This is a genomic window from Methylobacterium sp. CB376 (genome assembly GCF_029714205.1).
Taxonomy (GTDB): domain Bacteria; phylum Pseudomonadota; class Alphaproteobacteria; order Rhizobiales; family Beijerinckiaceae; genus Methylobacterium.
In genome coordinates, this window is record NZ_CP121648.1 from 2,655,860 (window position 1) to 2,675,658 (window position 19,799).

A 19,799-nucleotide genomic window follows, 5' to 3' on the forward strand; every position below is an offset into this window, starting at 1 on the left:
TGGGACATGACCCGCGGTCTCGTATCTCGGCGCGTCGGCCGCTTCCTCGCCCGGGTCGAGGGGCCGCGCACCGGGAACGTGCTGCCGCGGTGCTCATTCCTTCCGGCGTGAACGCCCGGGCGCCGGCCGGGCGCAGCCGGCTGCGCCGCGTGGCCCGTGCCTGCCTCGACGTGGGGCAGCCTGTGCAGAACTCGGTCTTCGCGTGCGAGGTCGACCCGGCCCAGTGGATGGCCCTGCGCGACCGACGCGTCGGGCTGGTCGACCCGCAGCGCGAGTCCCTGCGCTTCGACCGTCTCGGTGCCGAGGGGCGACGGCGCACCGCGCATGTCGGCGCCAAGCCCATCCCGGATCTCGACGGGCCGCTCGTCTTCTGAGGCGCGCGAACCGCAAGCGCCCAGGCGTCCTCCGGACGGTTCGCGCAGGACGTAACGCGCTGACCAACCAAGCCGATCAGGATCGCGCTCTCCACCCCGCGGGCCGCCGCACGCCGCTGTCCGGCCGGTTCGCGCGAACGGCCGGAATTGCGCTGATCCCGCCGTTGGTTAGAGTGGCGCCATCGCCCCCTCGCGGGGGCGCGGATTGAAACGTGCACGATACGACCGGCATGGGGGCGGGTGACGCATCGCCCCCTCGCGGGGGCGCGGATTGAAACTGTCTCCGTCCGCCTACAACGGGTTGATCACCCGATCGCCCCCTCGCGGGGGCGCGGATTGAAACTTGCTGCGGCCTTGATCGTCATTCGATCCTGGCATCGCCCCCTCGCGGGGGCGCGGATTGAAACGTCACGCATTGGATGCCCGTCCCTGAACCGCCGCCATCGCCCCCTCGCGGGGGCGCGGATTGAAACTGAGCATGACGGCATCGCTTCAGACACCCTCCGAGGATCGCCCCCTCGCGGGGGCGCGGATTGAAACCGCTACGAGGAGCTCAATCAGTTCATTATGGCCGGATCGCCCCCTCGCGGGGGCGCGGATTGAAACAACGCAAGCGCGACGCCGGTTCGACTTCGGCTTTATCGCCCCCTAGCGGGGGCGCGGATTGAAACCAGTCGTACCAGACCTCGGGCGGGCGGCTGCCGAGATCGCCCCCTCGCGGGGGCGCGGATTGATAAAGTAGCTTGGGCCGAGTGGCGCCCGCTCACCGGGGCCGCCCTCGCGCGGGCAGGGCAGCCAAATCGGGCGAGCGGCATTGGACGGGAGGGGTGAAGACAGACTCAGGGAGCGGCGCGACGAGCCGGAGCGCCGCCCATGAGGCCTCCGCCCATGAGCCTCACGCTCCGCCGCAAGGTCGCCGGAGGGGACCCCGCAACCATCCCCGACCCCGCTCCCCGTCACCCTCGATGCGGAACCCCGGGGCCAGGACCGTCGCCGTCACGCCCCGCGGCCCGGCAGCATCCGGCGCAGCGTCGCGTCGCGGCGCACGAAGTGGTGATGCAGGGCGGCGCCGACGTGGATCGCCACCACGGTGACCAGCAGGAAGGCCGCCGCCACGTGGACGGAGAGGATCTTCTCGCCGACCGGCATCCCGCCCGAGATCGGCAGCGTGACCGGGACCGCACCGAACCACTCCACCGGCGCGCAGCAGGCGGAGGTGCCGGCCCAGCCGAGGAGCGGCACCAGCAGGATCAGCCCGTAGAGCGCGAGGTGCGAGGCGCGCGCCGCCCGCCGCTGCCAGGCCGGCAGCCCCGGCACCAATCCGGGCGCGCCGCGCGAGACCCGCACCAGCACGCGGGCGAGGATCAGCGCCAGCGCCGTCAGCCCGAACGACTTGTGCAGCTCGAACAGCCGGTTCTGCAGTTCCCCCTCGCCGATGTTGGTCATCACGATCGCGACCGGGACGAGGCCGAAGATCAGCGCCGCGATCGTCCAGTGCAGGAATTTCTGGGCCGCGGAGTAGCGGGACGGCATCGGCTCTCCCCTCAGGTCTCGGCGCAGCGGCGCAGGTCGCAGTCGAACAGCACGTCGCCGTCGCAGAGCAGGTAGCTGCGGGTCGCCGGCCGCAAGGCCTCGCGCAGGGCGGCGATCGGCCGCAGGTCGAGGCCGGGGCGGCCGGAGCCGAGCAGCAGCGGCGCCACCATCACGTGGAGCCGGTCGATCGCCCCCGCGTCGATGAAGGCCGAGATCGTCCGCGCGCCGCCCTCGATCAGGATCCTGGCGAAGCCGAGCCGGCCGAGGGCCGCGATCACCGCCCGGGGCGGGAAGGGCGAGGGCTCCTCCATGCGCAGGACCTCGACCCCCGGCGGCACCCGCGCCTGCGGCCCGCAGACCAGGATGCGGCGCGCCCCGTCCTCCCGCAGGCACTGCGCGCCGGGCGGGATCCGTCCGGCCGGGTCGATGATCACCCGGGCGGGACTGTGCCCCGGAACCCGGCGCACGGTCAGCAGGGGATCGTCCGCCAGCACGGTGCCGATCCCGACCACGATCGCGTCCACGTGGGCGCGCAGGCGGTGGAGATGGTCGAGCGCGGCCCCCCGGTTGATGTATTTCGAGTCGCCCGACAGGGTCGCGATGCGCCCGTCGAGGGATTGACCAAGCTGGGCAATCACGAAAGGTTGAACGGTGGAACCTTCCGACAGGGGCGAGAAAAGCGTGGCCGCCACCCCATCTGTGCCCTGGCCCGCGCCGAGCCCCGTCCAGGGCTGCGCGGCCATCCATCCCTCTCCTGCGTCATCCACCCCGGCCTTCATCACGATCTCCCGACGCGGTTCGGTCCCGGGCGGCACGTCCACGAGTTGCTGATGTCCATGACCGTCACGATTGTAGAAGAGCGGCTCGGCCGCGAACAGGTCCAGGTCGAGCGCGCCGTCGCCGAGATGCGCGCCGGTCGTCCGGTGGCGATCGCGGGCGAGACCTGCGCCGTCGCCGTGAGCGCCGAGGCCGTGTCGCCCGAACTCGCGGACGCGCTCCAGCGCTTCGGCACCGGCGCGCACCTCGTCCTGCCGGCCCCGCGGCTGCGCCGGATCGGGCTGGCGAATCGCTTCGAGGCGGGCTGCGTCGCCATGCCGGAGATCGACCCGGAGCGGATCGTGTCGCTCGCCCTGCGGGTCGACGGCCGCATCGACGCGCCCGTCTGCTGCCCGGCCCGGGCCGACGCCGTCGCCCTCGAACTCGCCCGGCTCGCTCAGGTCATCCCGGCCGTGCTGGTGGTGCCGGTGCCGGCGCCGCCCGGCGATCTCGTCGCGGTCGAGCCCGGTGCGGTCGAGGCTTTCCGCACGCGCCAAGCCGCCGCCCTGCAGATCGTCAGCCGCGCGCCCGTGCCGCTCGACGGGGCGCCCGAGACGGAATTCGTGGTCTTCCGCGGCGGCGAGGGCCTGCGCGACCAGGTGGCGGTGGTGATCGGCCGGCCCGATCCGGCGCAGCCGGTCGCGGTGCGGGTGCACTCGGCCTGCCTCACGGGCGACCTGTTCGGCTCGCTGAAATGCGATTGCGGCGACCAGCTCCGCGGCACCGCCAAGTGGATGGCGCAGAACGGCGGCGGCATCATCCTGTACCTCGACCAGGAGGGCCGCGGGAACGGGCTCGCCAACAAGATCCGCGCCTACGCGCTCCAGGCCAAGGGCTACGACACCTACGCGGCCGACGAGATGCTGGGGTTCGGCCTCGACCAGCGCCGCTTCGACTTCGCGGCCGCGATGCTGCGCTGCCTCGGCGTCGCCTCGGTGCGGGTGCTCAGCAACAATCCCGAGAAGGTCGCGGCCCTGGCGGCGGCCGGGCTCGCGGTGGTGGGCGAGCAGCGGGCCCTCGGCCGGGTGACGCCCGAGAATGCGCGCTACCTCGCGGCCAAGCGCGACGTCGCCGGCCACGCCCTCGATCTCGGCGCCTTCGCCTGCGCGGAGGTCTCCGGCAGCTAGACGACGGCCCGACGGCGCGACGCGGGCGCCGTTGGGCCTGCGAACCCGGTCAGGCCGCCCGCGCCTCGACCATCAGCACGTCGAGCAGGAAGGATCCGTCCGCCTCGATCGCGAAATGCTCCCGGACCGGGGCCGAGGCCAGGGCCTGCAGGGCGCGGATCGCCGCCACATGCGCCTCGGGCGTGCGCATCCGGGCGATCCAGGTCGGGAAATCCATCCGCACGCGCCACGTCCGGCAGGCCTCGATCACGAAGCCGCAGCGGGTCAGCATGCCGGTCCATTCCGCGGCGCTGTAGTCGCGCACGTGCGAGGGGTCGCGCAGCAGCTCCACCGCCTGAAGGTGGGTGTCGAGGAGCGCGGCGCCGGGCGAGCACCCGTCCATGACGATCATCGGGGCGCCCCGCGCCGCCACGCGCCGGGCCTCGCGCAGGCCGCCCTCCACGTCGCGCCAGTGGTGGGCCGAGAAGCGGGTCGCCACGAAGTCGAAATGCCCGTCCGGGAAGGGCAGGCGCTCGGCCGGCGCCTCGACCGTCTCGATCCCCGACAGGCCGCGGGCGGCGGCATTCGCCGCCACCGCAGCCAGCATCTCGGCCGAGAGGTCGCAGGCCGTCACGGCGCGCGCGTGCCGGGCCAGCCGGTAGGCGACGTGGCCGCCGCCGCAGCCGAGATCGAGGGCGCGCCGCGGCGCGGCCGCCGCCGCGATCGCGTCGAGGGCCGCGAGGTCCTCGCCCGCGGCATGCACCGCGCTCTCCACGTAGGCCGCGGCCTGCGGGCCGAACTGCGCCGTCACCAGGGTCTCGTGCGATCTGTCCATCGGGGTCCCTCCGATCCGCATCCTGCCCGACCCGCAGCCTGGTACAAGTTGAGGGTTTATCCTGGTATGAGCGCTGCCATGCTGGGACCCGACGAGCGGCGCGACCTCGGCGCCTTCCTGCGCGCGCACCGCGAGCGCCTGCGCCCCGAGGCGCCGACCGGCCGGCGGCGCACGCCGGGGCTTCGCCGCGAGGAACTCGCCGCGCGGGCCGGCATCAGCGCGACCTGGTGCGCCTGGATCGAGCAGGGGCGGGAGGTGCAGGTCTCGGCCCAGGCCCTCGGTCGCCTCGCGAGCGCGCTCGGCCTCACCCGGGCGGAGCGGGCCTACCTGTTCGACCTCGCCGGCCGGAAGGACCCGCGGGCCGCGCCGCCCGATCCCGGGGCCGACGCGCCCGCCTCCCTGCGGGCCGCCGTCGCCGCCTTCGCATCCCCGGCCTACGGGCTCGACCGGCTCTGGACGCTGTGCTGCTGGAACGAGGCCGCCCGCCGCCTGTTCGGCGGCTGGCTCGAGACCGCGGCCGGCCCGAACCTGCTGCGCTTCGTCCTGCTCGATCCGGCGGCGCGGCGGCTGATCCCCGACTGGGACGAGCGCGTGCGGCGCGTGATCGCCGAGTTCCGGGCCGATTTCGGCCACGGCCGCGCCGATCCGCGGGCGCGGGCGCTGGTGGCGGCGCTGCGCCGCGAGAGCCCGCTCTTCGCCGTGATCTGGGAGGAGCAGGACGTCCGCGACCGCACCGGCGGCCTGCGCCGCTTCCTGCACCCGGAGGACGGCCCGGTGACCTTTCTCCAGCACAGCTTCAGCCCGGCGGACCGCCCCGATTGCAAGCTCGTCCTGCTGGTGCCGTGCGGCTGAGCGCGCCGGCGCCCGGCGCCGGGCCGCGCGCGTGACGCGTCGCGGATGCCGGGGGTCGACCCCTCGCGCATGGGCCCGGCGCGCCGGGCCGACGGCGGCAGCCGCGAGGCGCCGCCGCGGAGCGAAATTCGGCGCCGGACGCGGGCGATGATGCCGATCGATTACCAAACGTCAGGAAAATCGATCTAATCCGAATGACGTCGGCAAGCCGATAGACGGGCGGCGCGGTTGTCGGATCCCACCACGCGAGCGCGCGCGCTTCGTCGAAGGCATCTTCGAAATTCTCTGCGCGGCCGATCGCCGGGTGGTCCGCTTGGGTCCGTTGAGCAGGGGAATACAATGAGATTGGCAAGGCTGCTTCCGACGATCGTACTCGCGCTCGCCCTGCTCGGCTGCGGGCTGGCGCTCTGGATCGGCCTCGACCACGAGCGCCGCCTCGACACCTACGCGGTCGCCCTGACCCGGCTGAAGGCCGCCAAGGCGCTCGCCGAGATCCCGGCCACCGCCAATCCGGAACGCGGCGTCATCCAGCTGCAGCTCGGCACCGTGGCGCCCGGCGACACCTCCCAGAGCCAAGCCCTGACCGACGCCCGCAAGCCGACCGACGCCGCCTTCCAGGCGGCGCAGGGTGCGGTCGCAGACCTCGTCGCCGCGATGCCCGCCCTCGCGCCCGTTCGGGCCGAACTCGACCGCCAGCGGGAGGTCCTCGCCGACCTGCGCCGGCGCAGCGAGGAGGTGATCCGGACCGTACCGATCGACCAGCGGGCCAGCGCCGCGCAGGCCACGATCGACACCACGACCGGGATGAACGAGGCGATCACCGGCATGATCCAGGCGCAGCTGGAGGCGATCGCGGAGGCCGACGGCGTCGCCTACGGTGCCGGCACTCTCGCCATGAGCGTGTGGGAGCTGCGCGACGTGGGTGGACGCTCGGCGGGAATTCTCATGAACCTGCTCGCTCAGGGCAGGCCGGTGCCGGAGGCGACCCGCACGACGCTCACCCAGCTGGACGGGCAGGTGCTCTCGATCTGGACCCGCATCGCCGCGGCCGGCGCCCGCCCGACCACCGCGCCCGCCCTGCGCGAGGCGATCCGGCAGGCCACCGCCGGCTACTACGAGCCCTTCAAGGCCCTGCGCGCCACGCTCGGCACGGAATTCGCTACCGGCCGCTTCAGCGTGGATGTGAAGCGCTTCCGCGACGTCGTGCTGCCGATGTGGGGGATCGTGCTCACCATGCGCGACGCCGCCTTCGACAGCGCGATCGCGCGGATCGAGGACCTCTCGGCCCGGGCGCGGTCCGAGGCCCGGCTCGCCTGGCTCACCCTCGCGTCCATGCTGGCCATCGCCGCCGCCGCCTTCTGGCTCATCCGGACCCGCGTCACCCGGCCGCTCGCCGCCATGACCGCCAGCATGCACCGCATTGCCTCGGGCGACCTCGACGCCGCCATCCCGGGCGTCGGCCGGCGCGACGAGATCGGCTCGATGGCCGAGGCCGTCCACGTCTTCCGCGACGGGCTGGCCCGCAACCGCACCCTCGAGGCCGAGGCCGAGGCCGCCCGCCGCGACGGCGAGGCCGTGCGCCGGCGCGCCATGACCGAGCTGGCCGACGCCTTCGAGCACTCGGTCGGCGGCATCGTGCAGGTCGTGTCCTCGGCCGCCACCGAACTCCAGGCCACCGCCCAGCACCTGACCGGCTCGGCCGACCACGCCTCGCGCCAGTCGCGCACCGTCACCGCCGCCGCCGGGCAGGCCGCCGGCAACGTCACCGCGGTGGCCGGCGCCGCCGAGGAGCTCGGCAGCTCGGTCGTCGAGATCGGCCGGCAGGTCGAGCACGCGGCCCAGCTGGCGAGCGGGGCCGTCCACGAGGCCACCGCGACCGCCGCCATCGTGGCGGACCTGTCGGCGGGCGCCTCGCGGATCGGCGCGATCATCGAGATGATCTCCGGGATCGCCGGCCAGACCAACCTGCTGGCCTTGAACGCCACGATCGAGGCGGCGCGGGCCGGCGAGGCGGGGCGCGGCTTCGCGGTGGTGGCCGCGGAGGTGAAGAGCCTGGCCGAGCAGACCGGCAAGGCGGCCAGCGAGATCGCCGGGCAGGTCTCGGCGATCCAGGGGACGATGCAGCGGGCGGTTCCGGCGATCGAGGGCATCTCGCGCACGATCGCGACGATCAACGCCACGGCCGCGGCGATCGCCGCGGCGGTGACGCAGCAGAGCGCGGCCACGCGGGAGATCGTGCAGTCGGTGAGCCACGCCTCGGCCGGGACCTCGGAGGTGACGACCACGATCGCGGATGTGGCCCGGGCCGCGGCCGAGACCGGGGCGGGGGCGGACCAGATCCTGGCCTCGGCGAGCGAGCTGGCGCGCCAGGCTGAGGTGCTGCGGGCCGAGATGGTGCGCTTCGTGGCCTCGGTCCGGGCCGCCTGATTCGAATCCGACGGATTGCTTTCGCCATGCGGATGGCGGCTTCGCTCAAGCGCCGCGCGGCCTCGCATCCGCGCCCCGTTCCTCGCCCGGACCGGCGCGCGGCGCCCCGTCTTCCCACCCGGCATTAAGCTTAATCGGGTCCAGCGCGCTCACCGCGCCACCCATACTCCCCGCAAGGACTGCCCGGACGCGCAGAATCTTATGGGAACCTCTCCGTCTATGTCGCAAATACGTAGTAATTTCCGAGGGCGATTTTACCCTTGCGGGGGTTTCGACTTGCCGCCGAGCCCGGGATCCGGCTTCGATGCGGCCACGCGCGGCCTGCCGCCGCCGGCCACCGACCGTCCGATTCCCGTTAAGGAGTACCCGATGACCGCTCCGGTCGCCCGCCTTCCGCTCCTGCTCGCCGCGGCAGGCCTCGCCGCCTCCGCGCTGCCGGCCGTGGCCGGCGGCTACGGCTACGGCTGCGCCTCCGCCGAGTGCTACCGGCACGTCACCACGCCCCCGGTCTACGGGACCGTGTCCGAGCAGGTCATGGTGCGGCCGGCCCGGACCGTGACCCACGTGGTGCCGCCCGTCTACGACACGGTCGCCGAGAAGGTGATGGTCTCGCCGGGCGGTCGCGTCTGGCAGACCTCCTACGACGCCAACGGCCAGCTGGTCGGGTGCTGGGTGACCACGCCGCCGCAATTCGCCGTCCGCCAGCGGCGGGTGCTAGTGCGCCCGCCGCAGGTGGTGCCGGAGGTCATCCCGCCCGCCTACGCCACCTATCAGCGCCGCGTGCTGGTCGAGCCGGCCCGGTCCGGCTGGGTCCCGGCGGGCGGCTATGGCGGCTCCGTCGGCTATCCGGGCGTCTACGCGCCGGCCCCGACCACGCCCTTCGGCCTCACCGCGGCCTCGTTCTCGCTCGGCGGCTACTGACCCCCGGGCCGGACCTTTCGGGCCCGGGACCGCCGCGAAACGGGTGGGCGAGGCGGCGTTCCGCCTTGCCGCGACCGCGCGGGCGCCCCACAACCGCCCCTTGAAGACGGGGAGGGGCGCATGGCGCAGTTCCGGGCCATCGTGATCGAGAAGGGCGAGCAGGGGCAGACCGTGGCCCTGAAGGCGTTCGACGAGGCCGACCTGATGGAGGGTGACGTCACCGTGCGGGTGACGCACTCGACCCTCAACTACAAGGACGGGCTGGCGATCACCGGCGCGCTGCCGGTCGTGCGCCGTTTCCCGATGATCCCGGGCATCGACTTCGCCGGGGTCGTCGAGCAGTCGAACCATCCGGACTGGAAGCCGGGCGACGCGGTCGTGCTGAACGGCTGGGGCACCGGAGAGACCCATCTCGGCGCCTACGCGCAGAAGGCGCGCGTGCGGGGCGACTGGCTGGTTCCCCTGCCGGCGAGCTTCACCCCGCAGCAGGCCATGGCGATCGGGACGGCCGGCTACACCGCGATGCTCTGCCTGTTGGCCCTCGAACGGCACGGCCTCGCGCCCGAGAAGGGGCCGGCGGTGGTGACCGGGGCGGCGGGCGGCGTCGGCTCGGTGGCGGTGGCGCTGCTCGCGGCGAATGGCTGGCGGGTGATCGCCTCGACGGGGCGGTCGGAGGAGGAAGCCTACCTGCGCGACCTCGGGGCCGCCGAGATCATCGACCGGGCCGAATTGTCGAAACCGGCCAAGCCCCTCGCCAAGGAGCGCTGGGCCGCGGGGATCGACACGGTGGGCGGGGCCACGCTGGCCAACCTCCTGTCGATGACCAAGGCCCTCGGCGCCGTCGCGGCCTGCGGCAATGCCGGGGGCATGGACCTTCCGACCTCGGTCGCCCCCTTCATCCTGCGCGGCGTCGCCCTCCTCGGCATCGACAGCGCCATGGCGCCCCTGCCGCTGCGGCGCGAGGCCTGGAACCGGCTCGCCCGCGACCTCGACCCGGCCAAGCTGGCCGCCATGACGACCACGATCGGCCTCGACGAGGTGCTGACCGCGGCGCCCGAGATCCTGGCCGGCCGCGTCCGTGGCCGGGTGGTCGTGGCGATCACGTGATCATCCTGCCCGCCGGAAACTCACGCCCCGGGCGGGAACCTTGACCTTGCTCCGCGCATTGCCGTTTTCATGAGCATCGCCTTCGTCCGTGAGCCGGAGGGCGGGGAGGCCTTCGAGGACCTGCCCGACCGCCCGCTCTCCCCCCACCCCAACTTCGTCACCCCGCAGGGGCTCGCCCTGATCGAGGCTGAGCTGGAGCGGCTGCATGCCGAGCACGCCGCGCTCAGCCCCGACGACAAGGCCGGGCTGGCGCGCACGAACCGGGACCTGAGGTACTGGACGGCGCGCCGCAACTCGGCCCAGGTGATCGAGCCCACGCCCGGTGACACGGTGCATTTCGGCTCGACCGTGGTGGTCGAGCGCGAGGACGGCAGTCGCCAGACCTACCGCGTCGTCGGCGAGGACGAGGCCGATCCGGCCAGGGGCTCCATCGCCTACGTGGCGCCGCTCGCCCGTGCGCTCACCGGCAAGCTGGCCGGCGACGTGGTGCGGGTCGCCGACCACGACGTCGAGATCATCGAGGTGCGCTGACCCCGCGTCCCTCGATGCAGTCGCGCAGGCGGCCGATCTCGGTCGCCACGAAGTCGAGGAACGCGCGCACGCGCGCCGCGTGGCGCAGATCCGCGTGGGTGAGCAGCCAGAGCCCGGCCGCGAGGTCCGGCTCGGGCTGCGAGAGGCGGATCAGGCCCGGCCTGCGATCGCCCGCGAGGCAGGCCAGGGGCGCGATGCCGATCCCCGCCTCCACCGCCGCCACCAGCGCCGAGACGGTGTCGAGGCGCAGGACGACCCGGCCCGGATCGGCCCGGGCCGCGACGTAGCGGGCGACCTTGGCGGCGCCGGTCTCCTGCGCGAGCGAGACCCAGCGGCGCGCGGCCGGGGGCGTCTCCGTCCCGTCCTCCGCCCGCCCGTAGAGCGCCCAGGCGATGGTGGCGAGGCGGCGCCCGACCAGGGTGTCGGGCGGCTCGTCGGTGGCGCGCAGGGCGACGTCGGCGTCGCGCTTCGACAGGTTCAGCGGCCGGTTGGACAGGACGACGTCGAGGCGCACCTCCGGGTAGCGGTCGGCGAAGCGGGCGAGGAGCGGCGCCAGCAGGTCCGTGAACAGGGAATCCGCCGTCGTCACCCGCAGCTCGCCGGACGGGGCGAGGAGCTGCCCGTCGAGGCGGCGCGAGAAGCCCGCGACGTCCTCCTCCATGCGGGCGGCGACCCGGACCATCGCCTCGCCGGCGGGCGTCGGCGCGTAGCCGGCGCGGTGGCGCTCGAACAGCATGGTGCCGAGCGCCGCCTCGATCTGGCCGAGGCGCCGGAACGCCGTCGAGGCGTTGATGCCGAGCCGCTCGGCGGCGGGCGCGAGCCCGCGCTGGTCGGCGATCGCCTTGATCAGGCGGAAATCGTCCCAGGCGAGCGTCTTCGCCACGGCGTCGCGTGCACTCCTGCAAGATCGCGCTTGCAGTTTAGGCCATTCCGTCGCGGCGGGCGATCCCCGATGGTGCCGGCAGCTCGGCCCGCGCCGCTGGCGGTCGACATGGAGGTTGCGATGGCGAAGGTTCTGGTTCTCTACTACTCCACCTACGGCCACATCGAGCAGATGGCCCACGCGGTCGCGGAGGGCGCCCGCGAGGCGGGGGCCGAGGTCGACGTCAAGCGCGTGCCCGAGCTCGTGCCCGAGGATGTCGCGCGCAAGTCCCACTTCAAGCTCGACCAATCGGCGCCGCTCGCGCGCGTCGACGAGTTGCCGAACTACGACGCGATCATCTTCGGCACGCCGACCCGCTACGGCAACATGGCGTCCCAGATGAAGAACTTCCTCGACCAGACCGGCGGCCTGTGGATGAAGGGCGCGCTGGTCGGCAAGGTCGGCTCGGTCTTCACCTCGAGCGCCTCGCAGCATGGCGGCCAGGAATCGACGATCCTCAGCTTCCACACGGTGCTGCTGCACCACGGCATGGTGCTGGTGGGCCTGCCCTACGCCTTCCAGGGCCAGCTCGGCGTGTCGCAGGTGATGGGCAACTCGCCCTACGGCGCTTCGACCATCGCGGACGGCGACGGCAGCCGCCAGCCCTCGCCGATCGAGCTCGACGGTGCCCGCTACCAGGGCCGGCACGTGGCGGGCATCGCCGCCAAGCTCGCGGGCTGAAAGCCCCAAAGACAAAGGCCCGGAACCTGTCCGGGCCTTGCTCAAAGAAAAAGGCCCGGAACCTGTCCGGGCCTTGGAAGGGGGAAGGCCGATGGGGGCTTGAGATGGCCTTCGATGAACCATTAACGCCACCCCACCGCGGCCGGTTCCGCCGGCCGCTCGAATTTTTTCCGGCTCAGCGCGGGGCCGCCGCCCGCGCCAGCCGGTCGGCGATGGCCTCGCCCAAACCCTCGCGCGGGATCGGCGTGACGGCGATCGTCGCCGCTCCCGAGGCGTCGAGGGTGCGCAGGGCCGCGAAGAGCCGCGACGCGGCCTCCGCCAGGTCGCCCCGCGGGCTGAGATCGAGCCGCGCCGCCGCCGCCGCCAGACCGGGCGGCCGGGCGCCGCCGAACAGCAGCGCCGCCTCGCCGGGCCGGATCTCGGCCGCGTCGAGGCGGAGCGCGGCCCGCGGCGCGTAATGCGAGGCGAGCAGGCCGGGCGAGACCGGCGCCGCGCCCGCCGGGGCGGCCGCCCGGAGCGGGCCGCCCAGCACGGCTTCGAGGGCCTCGCGCGGAACGCCCCCCGGCCGCAGCAGGCGCGGGGCATCGTCCAGGCAGGCCACGATCGTCGATTCCACCCCGACCGGGCAGGGACCGCCGTCGAGCAACGCCGCGATGCGGCCGTCGAGATCCGCGAGCACGTGCTCGGCCCGGGTCGGGCTGACCCGCCCGGAGCGGTTCGCCGAGGGCGCCGCGATCGGCCGGCCGACGGCGCGCAGCAGGTCGCGCGCGAGGGGCGCGGCGGGCACCCGCAGCGCCACGCTGTCGAGCCCCGCCCGGGCGAGGTCGCAGACGCTCCCCTCCGGAGCGCGCGGCACCACCAGGGTGAGCGGGCCGGGCCAGAAGGCCTCGGCGAGGCGCGAGGCCTGCGCGCCGAACACGCCCTCGCGCCGCGCGGCCGCGGCCTCGGGCAGGTGGGCGATCAGCGGGTTGAAGCGCGGGCGCGCCTTGGCGGCGTAGATGGCCGCCACCGCCGCGCCGTCGGTCGCGTCGCCGCCGAGGCCGTAGACCGTCTCGGTCGGGAAGGCGACCACCGCGCCGGCCCGCAGCAGCTCCGCCGCGGCCGCGACCCCGGCGGCGTCGCCCGCGAGCCGCAGGGTCGCCCGACCCGTTGACCCGAATTGGTTCACATGTAAACTATCTTCCGGCATGACAGCGGCCCTAGCCTCGGGCACGGCTTCGCGTCAAATGACGAGGCCCCGGCCCGCGCGGCCGGGCGGCGCTGTCCCGGGAGGATCCGCATGAGCTTTCGCGCACCGGTGGCCGAGATGGCCTTCACGATCCGGCAGGTGGCCGGGCTCGACCAAGCGATCGCCGAGGGGCTGCACGGGGACCTCACCGCCGACCTCGCCGAGGCGATCCTGGAGGAGGCGGGCCGCTTCGCCAACGACGTGGTGGCGCCGCTCAACCAAGTCGGGGACAGGCAGGGCGCCGTGCTGCGGGACGGCGCCGTGACGATGCCGCCGGGCTTCCGCGAGGCCTACCGCGCCTGGAGTGAGGCGGGCTGGAACGCGCTGCCGGGCCCGGAAGCCTACGGTGGACAGGGCCTTCCGCTCCTGCTCAACGCGGCCTGCGTCGAGATGTGGAACGCCGCCTCGATGTCCTTCGGGCTCGGGCCGCTGCTCACGGCGGGCGGGGTCGAGGCGCTCGCCGCGCACGGCTCGGAGGAGCTGCGCGCGCGCTACCTGGAGAAGCTCGTCACCGGCACCTGGACCGCGACCATGAACCTCACCGAGCCGCAGGCCGGCTCGGACCTGTCGGGGCTGCGCACGAAGGCGGAGCCCGCCGGCGACGGCACCTACCGGATCCGGGGCGAGAAGATCTACATCACCTGGGGCGAGCACGACCTCACCGACAACATCATCCACCTCGTCCTGGCGCGGCTGCCCGACGCGCCCGCCGGCACGCGGGGCATCTCGCTCTTCCTGGTGCCCAAGGTGCTGCCGGACGGGCGCCGCAACGACCTGCGCTGCGCCGGGCTGGAGCACAAGCTCGGCATCCACGGCTCGCCGACCTGCACGATGGTGTACGGCGAGGGGGAGGGCGCGGTCGGCTGGCTCGTCGGCGAGGCCAATCGCGGCCTCGCCTGCATGTTCACGATGATGAACAACGCCCGCCTCTGCGTCGGCCTGCAGGGCGTCGGCATCGCCGAGCGGGCCACCCAGCAGGCGCTGGCCTATGCCCGGGACCGGCGCCAGGGCCGGGCCGCCGGCGGGACGGAGGGCATGAGCCCGATCATCGGCCATCCGGACGTGCAGCGCATGCTGCTGACCATGAAGGCGCTGACGGGGGCGTCGCGGGGCATCTGCTACCTCACTGCCGAGGCGCTCGACCGGGCGCACCGCGCCCCGAGCGAGGCGGAGCGGCGCGAGGCGCTGGACCGGGCCTCGCTGCTCACCCCGGTCGCCAAGGCCTTCTCGACCGATATCGGCATCGAGGTGGCCTCGCTCGGCATTCAGGTCCACGGCGGCATGGGCTTCGTGGAGGAGACCGGGGCGGCCCAGCACCTGCGCGACGCGCGCATCGCGGCGATCTACGAGGGCACGAACGGGATCCAGGCGATCGACCTCGTGACCCGCAAGCTGCCGCTCCGGGAGGGCGAAATCGTCCGGGCGCAGATTGCCCGGATGCGCGGCCTCGCCGAGCGGGCGCTGCGCGAGGGCGGTCCGGCCTTCGGGCTGACGGCGCCGCGCCTGCGCGAGGCGGTCGAGAGCCTCGACCGGGCGACGAGCTTCCTGCTGCGCGCGCTGCGCTCGAACCGGCCCGAGGAGGCGCTGGCGGGGGCGACGCCCTACCTGCGCCTGTTCGGCCTCGCGCAGGGCGGGGCGACGCTGACCCAGGCGGCGCTGGCCGCCCAGGCCGCCGCCGCGTCGGGCGACACCGATCCGGCCCATCCGGCCCGCGTCGCGCTGGCGCGGTTCTTCGCCGAGAACCTCGCCACGGCGGCCCGCGGGCTGGAGGACACCGTGACCTCCGGGGCCGGCTACCTGCAGGACGCGCCGCTCGCCCTGGCGAGCTGAGCCCCTCCGGAGCCCCGACGAACGCCGCCCGCGCCCCGGCCGGACCGGAGCGCGAGCCTCCCCCTCCGCGGGGGCACGCCGCGCCGCGACGCCGCGTCCCCCGATCCCGTCACCACGACCGAGGACGTCCCATGACCGAGCTTGTCAGGATCACCCGGGAGGCGGGCGGTGTCTGCCTGATCCGGCTGGCCCGGCCGGAGAAGAAGAACGCGCTCACCGGCGCCATGTACGACGCCATGCGCGAGGCGCTGATCGCGGCCGACGCGGACGGGTCCGGCACCGGCGCCATCGTGTTCGCGGGCGGCGAGGGCGCCTTCTCGGCCGGGAATGACATCGCCGATTTCGTGGCGCGGGCGGGCGCCGCCTTCGGCGACGCGCCCTCGCTGCGCTTCATCCGCCAGCTCTCGGTCACCCGCACGCCGATGGTCGCCGCCGTCGACGGGCTCGCCATCGGCATCGGCACGACGCTGACGCTGCATTGCGACCTCGTCTACGTCTCGCCCCGGGCGCAGTTCCGCACCCCCTTCGTCGATCTCGGGCTCGTGCCGGAGGCGGCGTCGAGCTACCTGCTGCCGCGCCGGGTCGGCCTCGCCAAGGCGAGCGAGATCCTGATGCTGGCCGAGCCCTTCGGGGGCGAGGAGGCCTTGCGCCTCGGCCTCGCCAACGCCCTCCTGCCGAGCGACGCGCTCCTCGACCACGCGCTCGCCCAGGCCGCCAAGCTCGCCGCCAAGCCGCGCGGCGCCCTCGCGGCCACGCGCGCCCTGATCCGCGGCGACCACGCCGCCGTGGCGGCGGCCCTGGACGCGGAGGTCGCGGCCTTCGACGCCGCCCTGCGCTCGCCCGAGGCGCAGGCCGCCTTCCGGGCCTTCCTGGACAAGAGCAAGAGCCGGGGATGAGGCCCGCCGGCGTCCCGGACCTGTCGAACCGGATCTGCCTCGTCGCCGGGGCCTCGCGGGGCGTCGGGCGCGGCATCGCCCGGGCGCTCGGCGAGGCGGGCGCCACCGTGATCGTCACCGGGCGCTCCAGCGAGAGCGGCCCGCGCACGGAGGGCCGCCCGGAGGTGCTGGAGGATGCCGCCCGCGAGGTCGACCTCGCCGGGGGCGGGGCTTCCATTACCTCTGCGACCACACGCGCGAGCAGGCGGTCGACGGGCTGGTGCACTGGGCCCTGCGCCGCTTCGGCCGCCTCGACCTGGCGGTGTCGAGCGTCTGGGGCGGCCACGAGGGCTTCGACGGCGAGCGCTTCCCGGACGGGGCCGCCTGGGGCGACCCGTTCTGGCGCCGGGCCGCGACCCCGCTCGGCCACGCCCTGCGATCGGGCCCCTATGCGGGGCTCCTCCTCGCCCGGGCGGTGGCTCCGGCGATGGTCTCGGCCAAGACCGGGCTCGTCGTCTTCGTCTCCTTCGGGACCGAGGACGGCTATCTGGGGGACCTGTTCTACGATCTCGCCATGGCGGCCACCAACCGGCTCGCCCTCGCGACCGGGGCCGAACTCGCCCCGCGCGGGGTCACGGCCCTCGCCCTGGCGCCCGGGCCGGTGCGCACCGAGCGCGCCCTCTCGGCCGGGACCGACCCGACCGGGGCCGAGAGCCCCCTCTACGCGGGACGGGCCGTGGCGGCGCTGGCGGGCGATCCCGCCGTGGCCGCCCAGGCCGGTCGCACGCTCCACGTCGCCGACCTCGCCCGCACCTACGGCTTCACCGACGAGGACGGGTCTCAGCCGCAGCGCTTTCGGCTCGGAGGCGGAGCGGCGGATGGCGATTAGAGCGTGTTCCGACGACGGGGATGCCGGTCCGTCGAAGCCGACGCGGCACCATCGACGACCCGGAGCAGCGTCCGATCGCAGCGTGATCGGGCGTCGCTCCGGCGGGCGGCGATCCGCGACGCGCGTGTTCGCAAGAGATCGCGGACCGAATCCCACGTGACGGATTGAGGCCGAATCGTCGCCACTCGCCCCAACGGAGTTCCCCATGTCACTCAAGGGCAAGACCCTCTTCATCACCGGCGCCTCGCGGGGCATCGGGCTCGCCATCGGGCTCAGGGCGGCCCGCGACGGCGCGAACGTGGCGATCGCCGCCAAGACGACCGAGCCGCACCCGAAGCTGGAGGGCACCATCCACACGGCCGCCGAGGCGATCGAGCGGGCGGGCGGGACCGCGCTGCCCCTGGTCGTGGACGTGCGCGAGGAGGCGCAGGTGCGGGAGGCGATCGACGCCACCGCGGCGCGCTTCGGCGGGCTCGACATCGTGGTGAACAACGCGAGCGCGATCTCGCTCACCACCACCCCGGCCACCGAGATGAAGCGCTTCGATCTGATGCATCAGATCAACACGCGCGGGACCTACGTCGTCTCGAAATACGCGATCCCGCACCTGGAGCGGGCGGAGAACCCGCACATCCTGATGCTGTCGCCGCCCCTCGACATGCAGGAGAAGTGGTTTTCGCCGCACCTCGCCTACACGATGGCGAAGTTCGGCATGTCGCTGTGCGTGCTCGGCCTCGCGGGCGAGCTGCGCCGCAAGGGCATCGCCGTGAACGCGCTCTGGCCGCGCACCACGATCGCGACCGCCGCGGTGAGGAACCTGCTCGGCGGCGACGCGCTCATGCAGGCGAGCCGCACCCCCGAGATCCTGGCCGACGCCGCCTGGCGCATCTTCCAGAAGCCGGCGCGCGCGTTCAGCGGGCAGTTCCTCATCGACGACAGCTTCCTCGCCGCGGAGGGCGTCACGGACTTCTCACACTACCGCGTCACACCGGGCGTGCCGCTTGCGCCCGACTTCTTCGTGCCGGATACGAGCGTGCCTCCGCCCCACGCCCTCGACTGAGCCCGCCCTTGATCTTCGTCCACCAGCCGAACGCCTGCGCCAGCACGGGGCAGCCGCTCCTCGAGCGGCGCCTCCTCGACCCCCACGAGCCGATCCCGCCCGACACCCTCTGGATCGACCTCGTCGAGCCGTCCCGGGACGAGGACCACCGGGTCGAGGCGTTCCTCGGCATCTCCATCCCGACCCGGGAGGAGATGCAGGACATCGAGCCGTCCGAACTGCTCTACGTCGAGGCCGGCGCCCGCTACATGACCGGGCGCCTGCTCTGCCGCGTGGAGACGGAGGACGCGATCCTCACCGGCGTCACCTTCATCCTGCGCGACAACCGCCTCGCCACGGTGCGCTACGAGGACCCGCTGGCCTTCCGCATGTTCGTGCAGCGGGCGGCCCGGCCCGCCGGCGTGATGCTCGGCGGCGAGGCGATCCTGTCGGGGCTGATCGAGACGGTGATCGACCGCGCCGCCGACGTGCTCCAGCTCCAGGGCGAGCGCATCGACGCGATCTCCCGCATGGTCTTCGCCGAGCGGGACGACCCCGGCGCCCGCAACGCCGAGTTGCAGGAGACCCTGCGCGGGCTCGGGCGCCACAACGACCTGCTCTCGAAGCAGCGCGAGAGCCTCGTGTCGATGGAGCGGATCCTGCTGTCGCTCTCGGCGAGCTACCGGACCAGCAAGGCGCCGCGCGAGATCCGCGAGGAGGTCCGCTCCACCCTGCGCGACCTGCAATCCCTGGAGGAGCACGCCACCTTCCTGTCCGGCAAGATCCAGTTCCTGCTCGATGCCACGCTCGGGCTCGTCAACCTGGAGCAGAACAACATCATCAAGCTGTTCTCGGTCATGGCGGTGGTATTCATGCCTCCGACTCTGATCGCGTCGATGTACGGGATGAACTTCAAGGCGATGCCGGAGCTCGAGTGGCCCTACGGCTACCCGATGGCGATCGTGATGATGGTGGTGGCGGCGATCCTGCCGTACGGGTTCTTCCGCTGGAAGCGCTGGCTGTGAGGGTGCGGGGATGTGCGGCCGCTTCGTGATCCTGTCGCCGCCCGAGCTGTTCCGAGACGCCTACGGCTACGCCGAGCGGCCGAATTTCCCGCCCCGGCACAACGTGGCGCCGACCCAGCCGGTCCCCGTGGTCACGGCGGAGCACGGGCGGCGGCGCTTCGTGCTGATGCGCTGGGGTTTCCTGCCCGCCTGGGTCGAGGACCCGGCCGAGTTCCCGCTCATCATCAATGCCCGGATCGAGACCGCGGCCGAGAAGCCGAGCTTCCGCAACGCCCTGCGCTACCGGCGCTGCGTCTTCCTGGCGGACGGGTTCTACGAGTGGCGGCGCGGGGCCGGGCGCGGCGCGGCCCCGTTCCTGATCCGCCGCGCCGACCGGCGGCCGATGGCCCTCGCGGGCCTGTGGGAGACCTGGAGCAGCCGGGACGGCTCCGAGATCGACACGGCCGCCATCGTCACCTGCGCGGCGAACGGGCTCCTGGCTGCGGTGCACGAGCGCATGCCGGCGATCCTGTCGCCCGAGGGGGTCGAGGCCTGGCTCGACCTGGGCCAGGTGGACGCCGCGCGGGCCTCCGCCCTGTGCCGGCCCTGCCCGGAGGAGTGGCTGACGCTCGCCCCCGCGCATCCCCGCGTGAACGACCACCGCAACGACGACCCGGCGCTGCTGGCGGGAGAGGACGAGGCCGCGCCGCCCCCACCCCCGGCACGCCCGGCACCGGCGCAGGGGAGCCTGTTCTGATACCGCCGGTCATTGAAAATGACCGGTGGTGCTGCTCTCGAATTCTCGCCAAGTCTTTGGCTTGAAATCGCA

General features: G+C 73.7%; 18 protein-coding genes, 1 pseudogene and 1 CRISPR repeat array. Of the genes and pseudogenes, 14 read left to right on the forward strand and 5 right to left on the reverse strand.

What is annotated here, in order from left to right; all coding sequences use genetic code 11:
* Nucleotides 1–89 precede the first annotated feature (89 nt).
* The gene (cas2, locus tag QA634_RS11940; RefSeq protein WP_012332224.1) at nt 90–374 is read left to right on the forward strand and encodes a CRISPR-associated endonuclease Cas2; all 285 of its coding nucleotides are present in this window, start codon (nt 90–92) and stop codon (nt 372–374) included.
* 181 nt (nt 375–555) lie between these two features.
* Nucleotides 556–1,111: a CRISPR direct-repeat array (repeat unit 31 nt; unit sequence ATCGCCCCCTCGCGGGGGCGCGGATTGAAAC).
* Nucleotides 1,112–1,370: 259 nt separating this feature from the next.
* On the opposite strand, the gene QA634_RS11945 is transcribed toward cas2, so the two are convergent.
* Nucleotides 1,371–1,907 carry a cytochrome b gene (locus tag QA634_RS11945; protein WP_012332225.1) on the reverse strand — a complete coding sequence of 179 codons (537 nt, stop codon included), beginning with the start codon at nt 1,905–1,907 and terminating at the stop codon, nt 1,371–1,373.
* An 11-nt stretch (nt 1,908–1,918) separates the two neighbouring features.
* Nucleotides 1,919–2,650 (reverse strand): RibD family protein, encoded by a 732-nt coding sequence (locus tag QA634_RS11950; protein WP_012332226.1) that lies wholly within the window; start codon nt 2,648–2,650, stop codon nt 1,919–1,921.
* A gap of 87 nt (nt 2,651–2,737) precedes the next feature.
* On the opposite strand from QA634_RS11950, the gene ribA reads away from it, so the two are divergent.
* Complete coding sequence (ribA, locus tag QA634_RS11955; protein ID WP_012332227.1) at nt 2,738–3,850, forward strand: GTP cyclohydrolase II RibA; 1,113 nt, start codon at nt 2,738–2,740, stop codon at nt 3,848–3,850.
* A 49-nt stretch (nt 3,851–3,899) separates the two neighbouring features.
* Here the strand turns inward: ribA and QA634_RS11960 are convergent, their stop codons facing one another.
* Entirely contained in the window at nt 3,900–4,664 is a 765-nt protein-coding gene (locus tag QA634_RS11960) for a class I SAM-dependent methyltransferase (protein ID WP_012332228.1), read from the reverse strand.
* Nucleotides 4,665–4,742: 78 nt separating this feature from the next.
* Here QA634_RS11960 and QA634_RS11965 point away from each other — a divergent pair, with 78 nt between their 5' ends.
* The 5 genes from QA634_RS11965 (at nt 4,743) to greA (ending at nt 10,502) form a co-directional block, all read left to right on the forward strand.
* The gene (locus QA634_RS11965) at nt 4,743–5,516 is read left to right on the forward strand and encodes a helix-turn-helix transcriptional regulator (RefSeq protein WP_012332229.1); all 774 of its coding nucleotides are present in this window, start codon (nt 4,743–4,745) and stop codon (nt 5,514–5,516) included.
* A gap of 339 nt (nt 5,517–5,855) precedes the next feature.
* On the forward strand, nt 5,856–7,943 hold the full coding sequence (locus QA634_RS11970; RefSeq protein ID WP_012332230.1) for a methyl-accepting chemotaxis protein: 2,088 nt from the start codon (nt 5,856–5,858) through the stop codon (nt 7,941–7,943).
* A 369-nt stretch (nt 7,944–8,312) separates the two neighbouring features.
* Nucleotides 8,313–8,864, forward strand: coding sequence for a hypothetical protein (locus tag QA634_RS11975; RefSeq protein ID WP_012332231.1), 552 nt, complete (start codon nt 8,313–8,315; stop codon nt 8,862–8,864).
* A gap of 120 nt (nt 8,865–8,984) precedes the next feature.
* Nucleotides 8,985–9,971, forward strand: coding sequence for an acrylyl-CoA reductase (NADPH) (acuI, locus tag QA634_RS11980; protein ID WP_012332232.1), 987 nt, complete (start codon nt 8,985–8,987; stop codon nt 9,969–9,971).
* Nucleotides 9,972–10,040: 69 nt separating this feature from the next.
* On the forward strand, nt 10,041–10,502 hold the full coding sequence (gene greA, locus QA634_RS11985) for a transcription elongation factor GreA (protein ID WP_012332233.1): 462 nt from the start codon (nt 10,041–10,043) through the stop codon (nt 10,500–10,502).
* Here the strand turns inward: greA and QA634_RS11990 are convergent.
* Entirely contained in the window at nt 10,486–11,385 is a 900-nt protein-coding gene (locus QA634_RS11990) for a LysR family transcriptional regulator (protein ID WP_012332234.1), read from the reverse strand. The genes greA and QA634_RS11990 overlap by 17 nt on opposite strands.
* Nucleotides 11,386–11,505: 120 nt before the next feature.
* Between QA634_RS11990 and wrbA the strand changes: the two genes are divergently transcribed.
* The gene (wrbA, locus tag QA634_RS11995) at nt 11,506–12,105 is read left to right on the forward strand and encodes an NAD(P)H:quinone oxidoreductase (protein WP_012332235.1); all 600 of its coding nucleotides are present in this window, start codon (nt 11,506–11,508) and stop codon (nt 12,103–12,105) included.
* Nucleotides 12,106–12,280: 175 nt separating this feature from the next.
* Here the strand turns inward: wrbA and QA634_RS12000 are convergent, their stop codons facing one another.
* Nucleotides 12,281–13,294 (reverse strand): L-threonylcarbamoyladenylate synthase, encoded by a 1,014-nt coding sequence (locus tag QA634_RS12000; RefSeq protein ID WP_085984464.1) that lies wholly within the window; start codon nt 13,292–13,294, stop codon nt 12,281–12,283.
* A gap of 90 nt (nt 13,295–13,384) precedes the next feature.
* Here QA634_RS12000 and QA634_RS12005 point away from each other — a divergent pair, with 90 nt between their 5' ends.
* The 6 genes and pseudogenes from QA634_RS12005 to QA634_RS12030 all read left to right on the forward strand — a co-directional run bounded on the left by QA634_RS12005 (nt 13,385) and on the right by QA634_RS12030 (nt 19,727).
* Nucleotides 13,385–15,163 carry an acyl-CoA dehydrogenase gene (locus tag QA634_RS12005; RefSeq protein ID WP_012332237.1) on the forward strand — a complete coding sequence of 593 codons (1,779 nt, stop codon included), beginning with the start codon at nt 13,385–13,387 and terminating at the stop codon, nt 15,161–15,163.
* Nucleotides 15,164–15,294: 131 nt separating this feature from the next.
* The gene (locus QA634_RS12010) at nt 15,295–16,059 is read left to right on the forward strand and encodes an enoyl-CoA hydratase-related protein (RefSeq protein WP_012332238.1); all 765 of its coding nucleotides are present in this window, start codon (nt 15,295–15,297) and stop codon (nt 16,057–16,059) included.
* A pseudogene (locus tag QA634_RS12015) lies at nt 16,056–16,927 on the forward strand (SDR family NAD(P)-dependent oxidoreductase). Before QA634_RS12010 ends, QA634_RS12015 begins: the two are co-directional and overlap by 4 nt.
* Before the next feature lie 205 nt (nt 16,928–17,132).
* Nucleotides 17,133–17,987, forward strand: coding sequence for an SDR family oxidoreductase (locus tag QA634_RS12020; RefSeq protein WP_012332240.1), 855 nt, complete (start codon nt 17,133–17,135; stop codon nt 17,985–17,987).
* Nucleotides 17,988–17,995: 8 nt separating this feature from the next.
* Entirely contained in the window at nt 17,996–18,991 is a 996-nt protein-coding gene (locus tag QA634_RS12025) for a magnesium transporter CorA family protein (protein ID WP_012332241.1), read from the forward strand.
* 10 nt (nt 18,992–19,001) lie between these two features.
* On the forward strand, nt 19,002–19,727 hold the full coding sequence (locus tag QA634_RS12030; RefSeq protein WP_012332242.1) for an SOS response-associated peptidase: 726 nt from the start codon (nt 19,002–19,004) through the stop codon (nt 19,725–19,727).
* Nucleotides 19,728–19,799: the final 72 nt, after the last annotated feature.

What these genes read in the sequence shown, in the direction of transcription:
- QA634_RS11945 (WP_012332225.1), bottom strand. Translation starts at nt 1,907, where the DNA reads ATGCCGTCCCGCTACTCCGCGGCCCAGAAATTCCTGCACTGGACGATC.
- QA634_RS11950 (WP_012332226.1), bottom strand. Translation starts at nt 2,650, where the DNA reads ATGGCCGCGCAGCCCTGGACGGGGCTCGGCGCGGGCCAGGGCACAGAT.
- ribA (WP_012332227.1), top strand. Translation starts at nt 2,738, where the DNA reads ATGTCCATGACCGTCACGATTGTAGAAGAGCGGCTCGGCCGCGAACAG.
- QA634_RS11960 (WP_012332228.1), bottom strand. Translation starts at nt 4,664, where the DNA reads ATGGACAGATCGCACGAGACCCTGGTGACGGCGCAGTTCGGCCCGCAG.
- QA634_RS11965 (WP_012332229.1), top strand. Translation starts at nt 4,743, where the DNA reads ATGCTGGGACCCGACGAGCGGCGCGACCTCGGCGCCTTCCTGCGCGCG.
- QA634_RS11970 (WP_012332230.1), top strand. Translation starts at nt 5,856, where the DNA reads ATGAGATTGGCAAGGCTGCTTCCGACGATCGTACTCGCGCTCGCCCTG.
- QA634_RS11975 (WP_012332231.1), top strand. Translation starts at nt 8,313, where the DNA reads ATGACCGCTCCGGTCGCCCGCCTTCCGCTCCTGCTCGCCGCGGCAGGC.
- acuI (WP_012332232.1), top strand. Translation starts at nt 8,985, where the DNA reads ATGGCGCAGTTCCGGGCCATCGTGATCGAGAAGGGCGAGCAGGGGCAG.
- greA (WP_012332233.1), top strand. Translation starts at nt 10,041, where the DNA reads ATGAGCATCGCCTTCGTCCGTGAGCCGGAGGGCGGGGAGGCCTTCGAG.
- wrbA (WP_012332235.1), top strand. Translation starts at nt 11,506, where the DNA reads ATGGCGAAGGTTCTGGTTCTCTACTACTCCACCTACGGCCACATCGAG.
- QA634_RS12000 (WP_085984464.1), bottom strand. Translation starts at nt 13,294, where the DNA reads ATGCCGGAAGATAGTTTACATGTGAACCAATTCGGGTCAACGGGTCGG.
- QA634_RS12005 (WP_012332237.1), top strand. Translation starts at nt 13,385, where the DNA reads ATGAGCTTTCGCGCACCGGTGGCCGAGATGGCCTTCACGATCCGGCAG.
- QA634_RS12010 (WP_012332238.1), top strand. Translation starts at nt 15,295, where the DNA reads ATGACCGAGCTTGTCAGGATCACCCGGGAGGCGGGCGGTGTCTGCCTG.
- QA634_RS12020 (WP_012332240.1), top strand. Translation starts at nt 17,133, where the DNA reads ATGTCACTCAAGGGCAAGACCCTCTTCATCACCGGCGCCTCGCGGGGC.
- QA634_RS12030 (WP_012332242.1), top strand. Translation starts at nt 19,002, where the DNA reads ATGTGCGGCCGCTTCGTGATCCTGTCGCCGCCCGAGCTGTTCCGAGAC.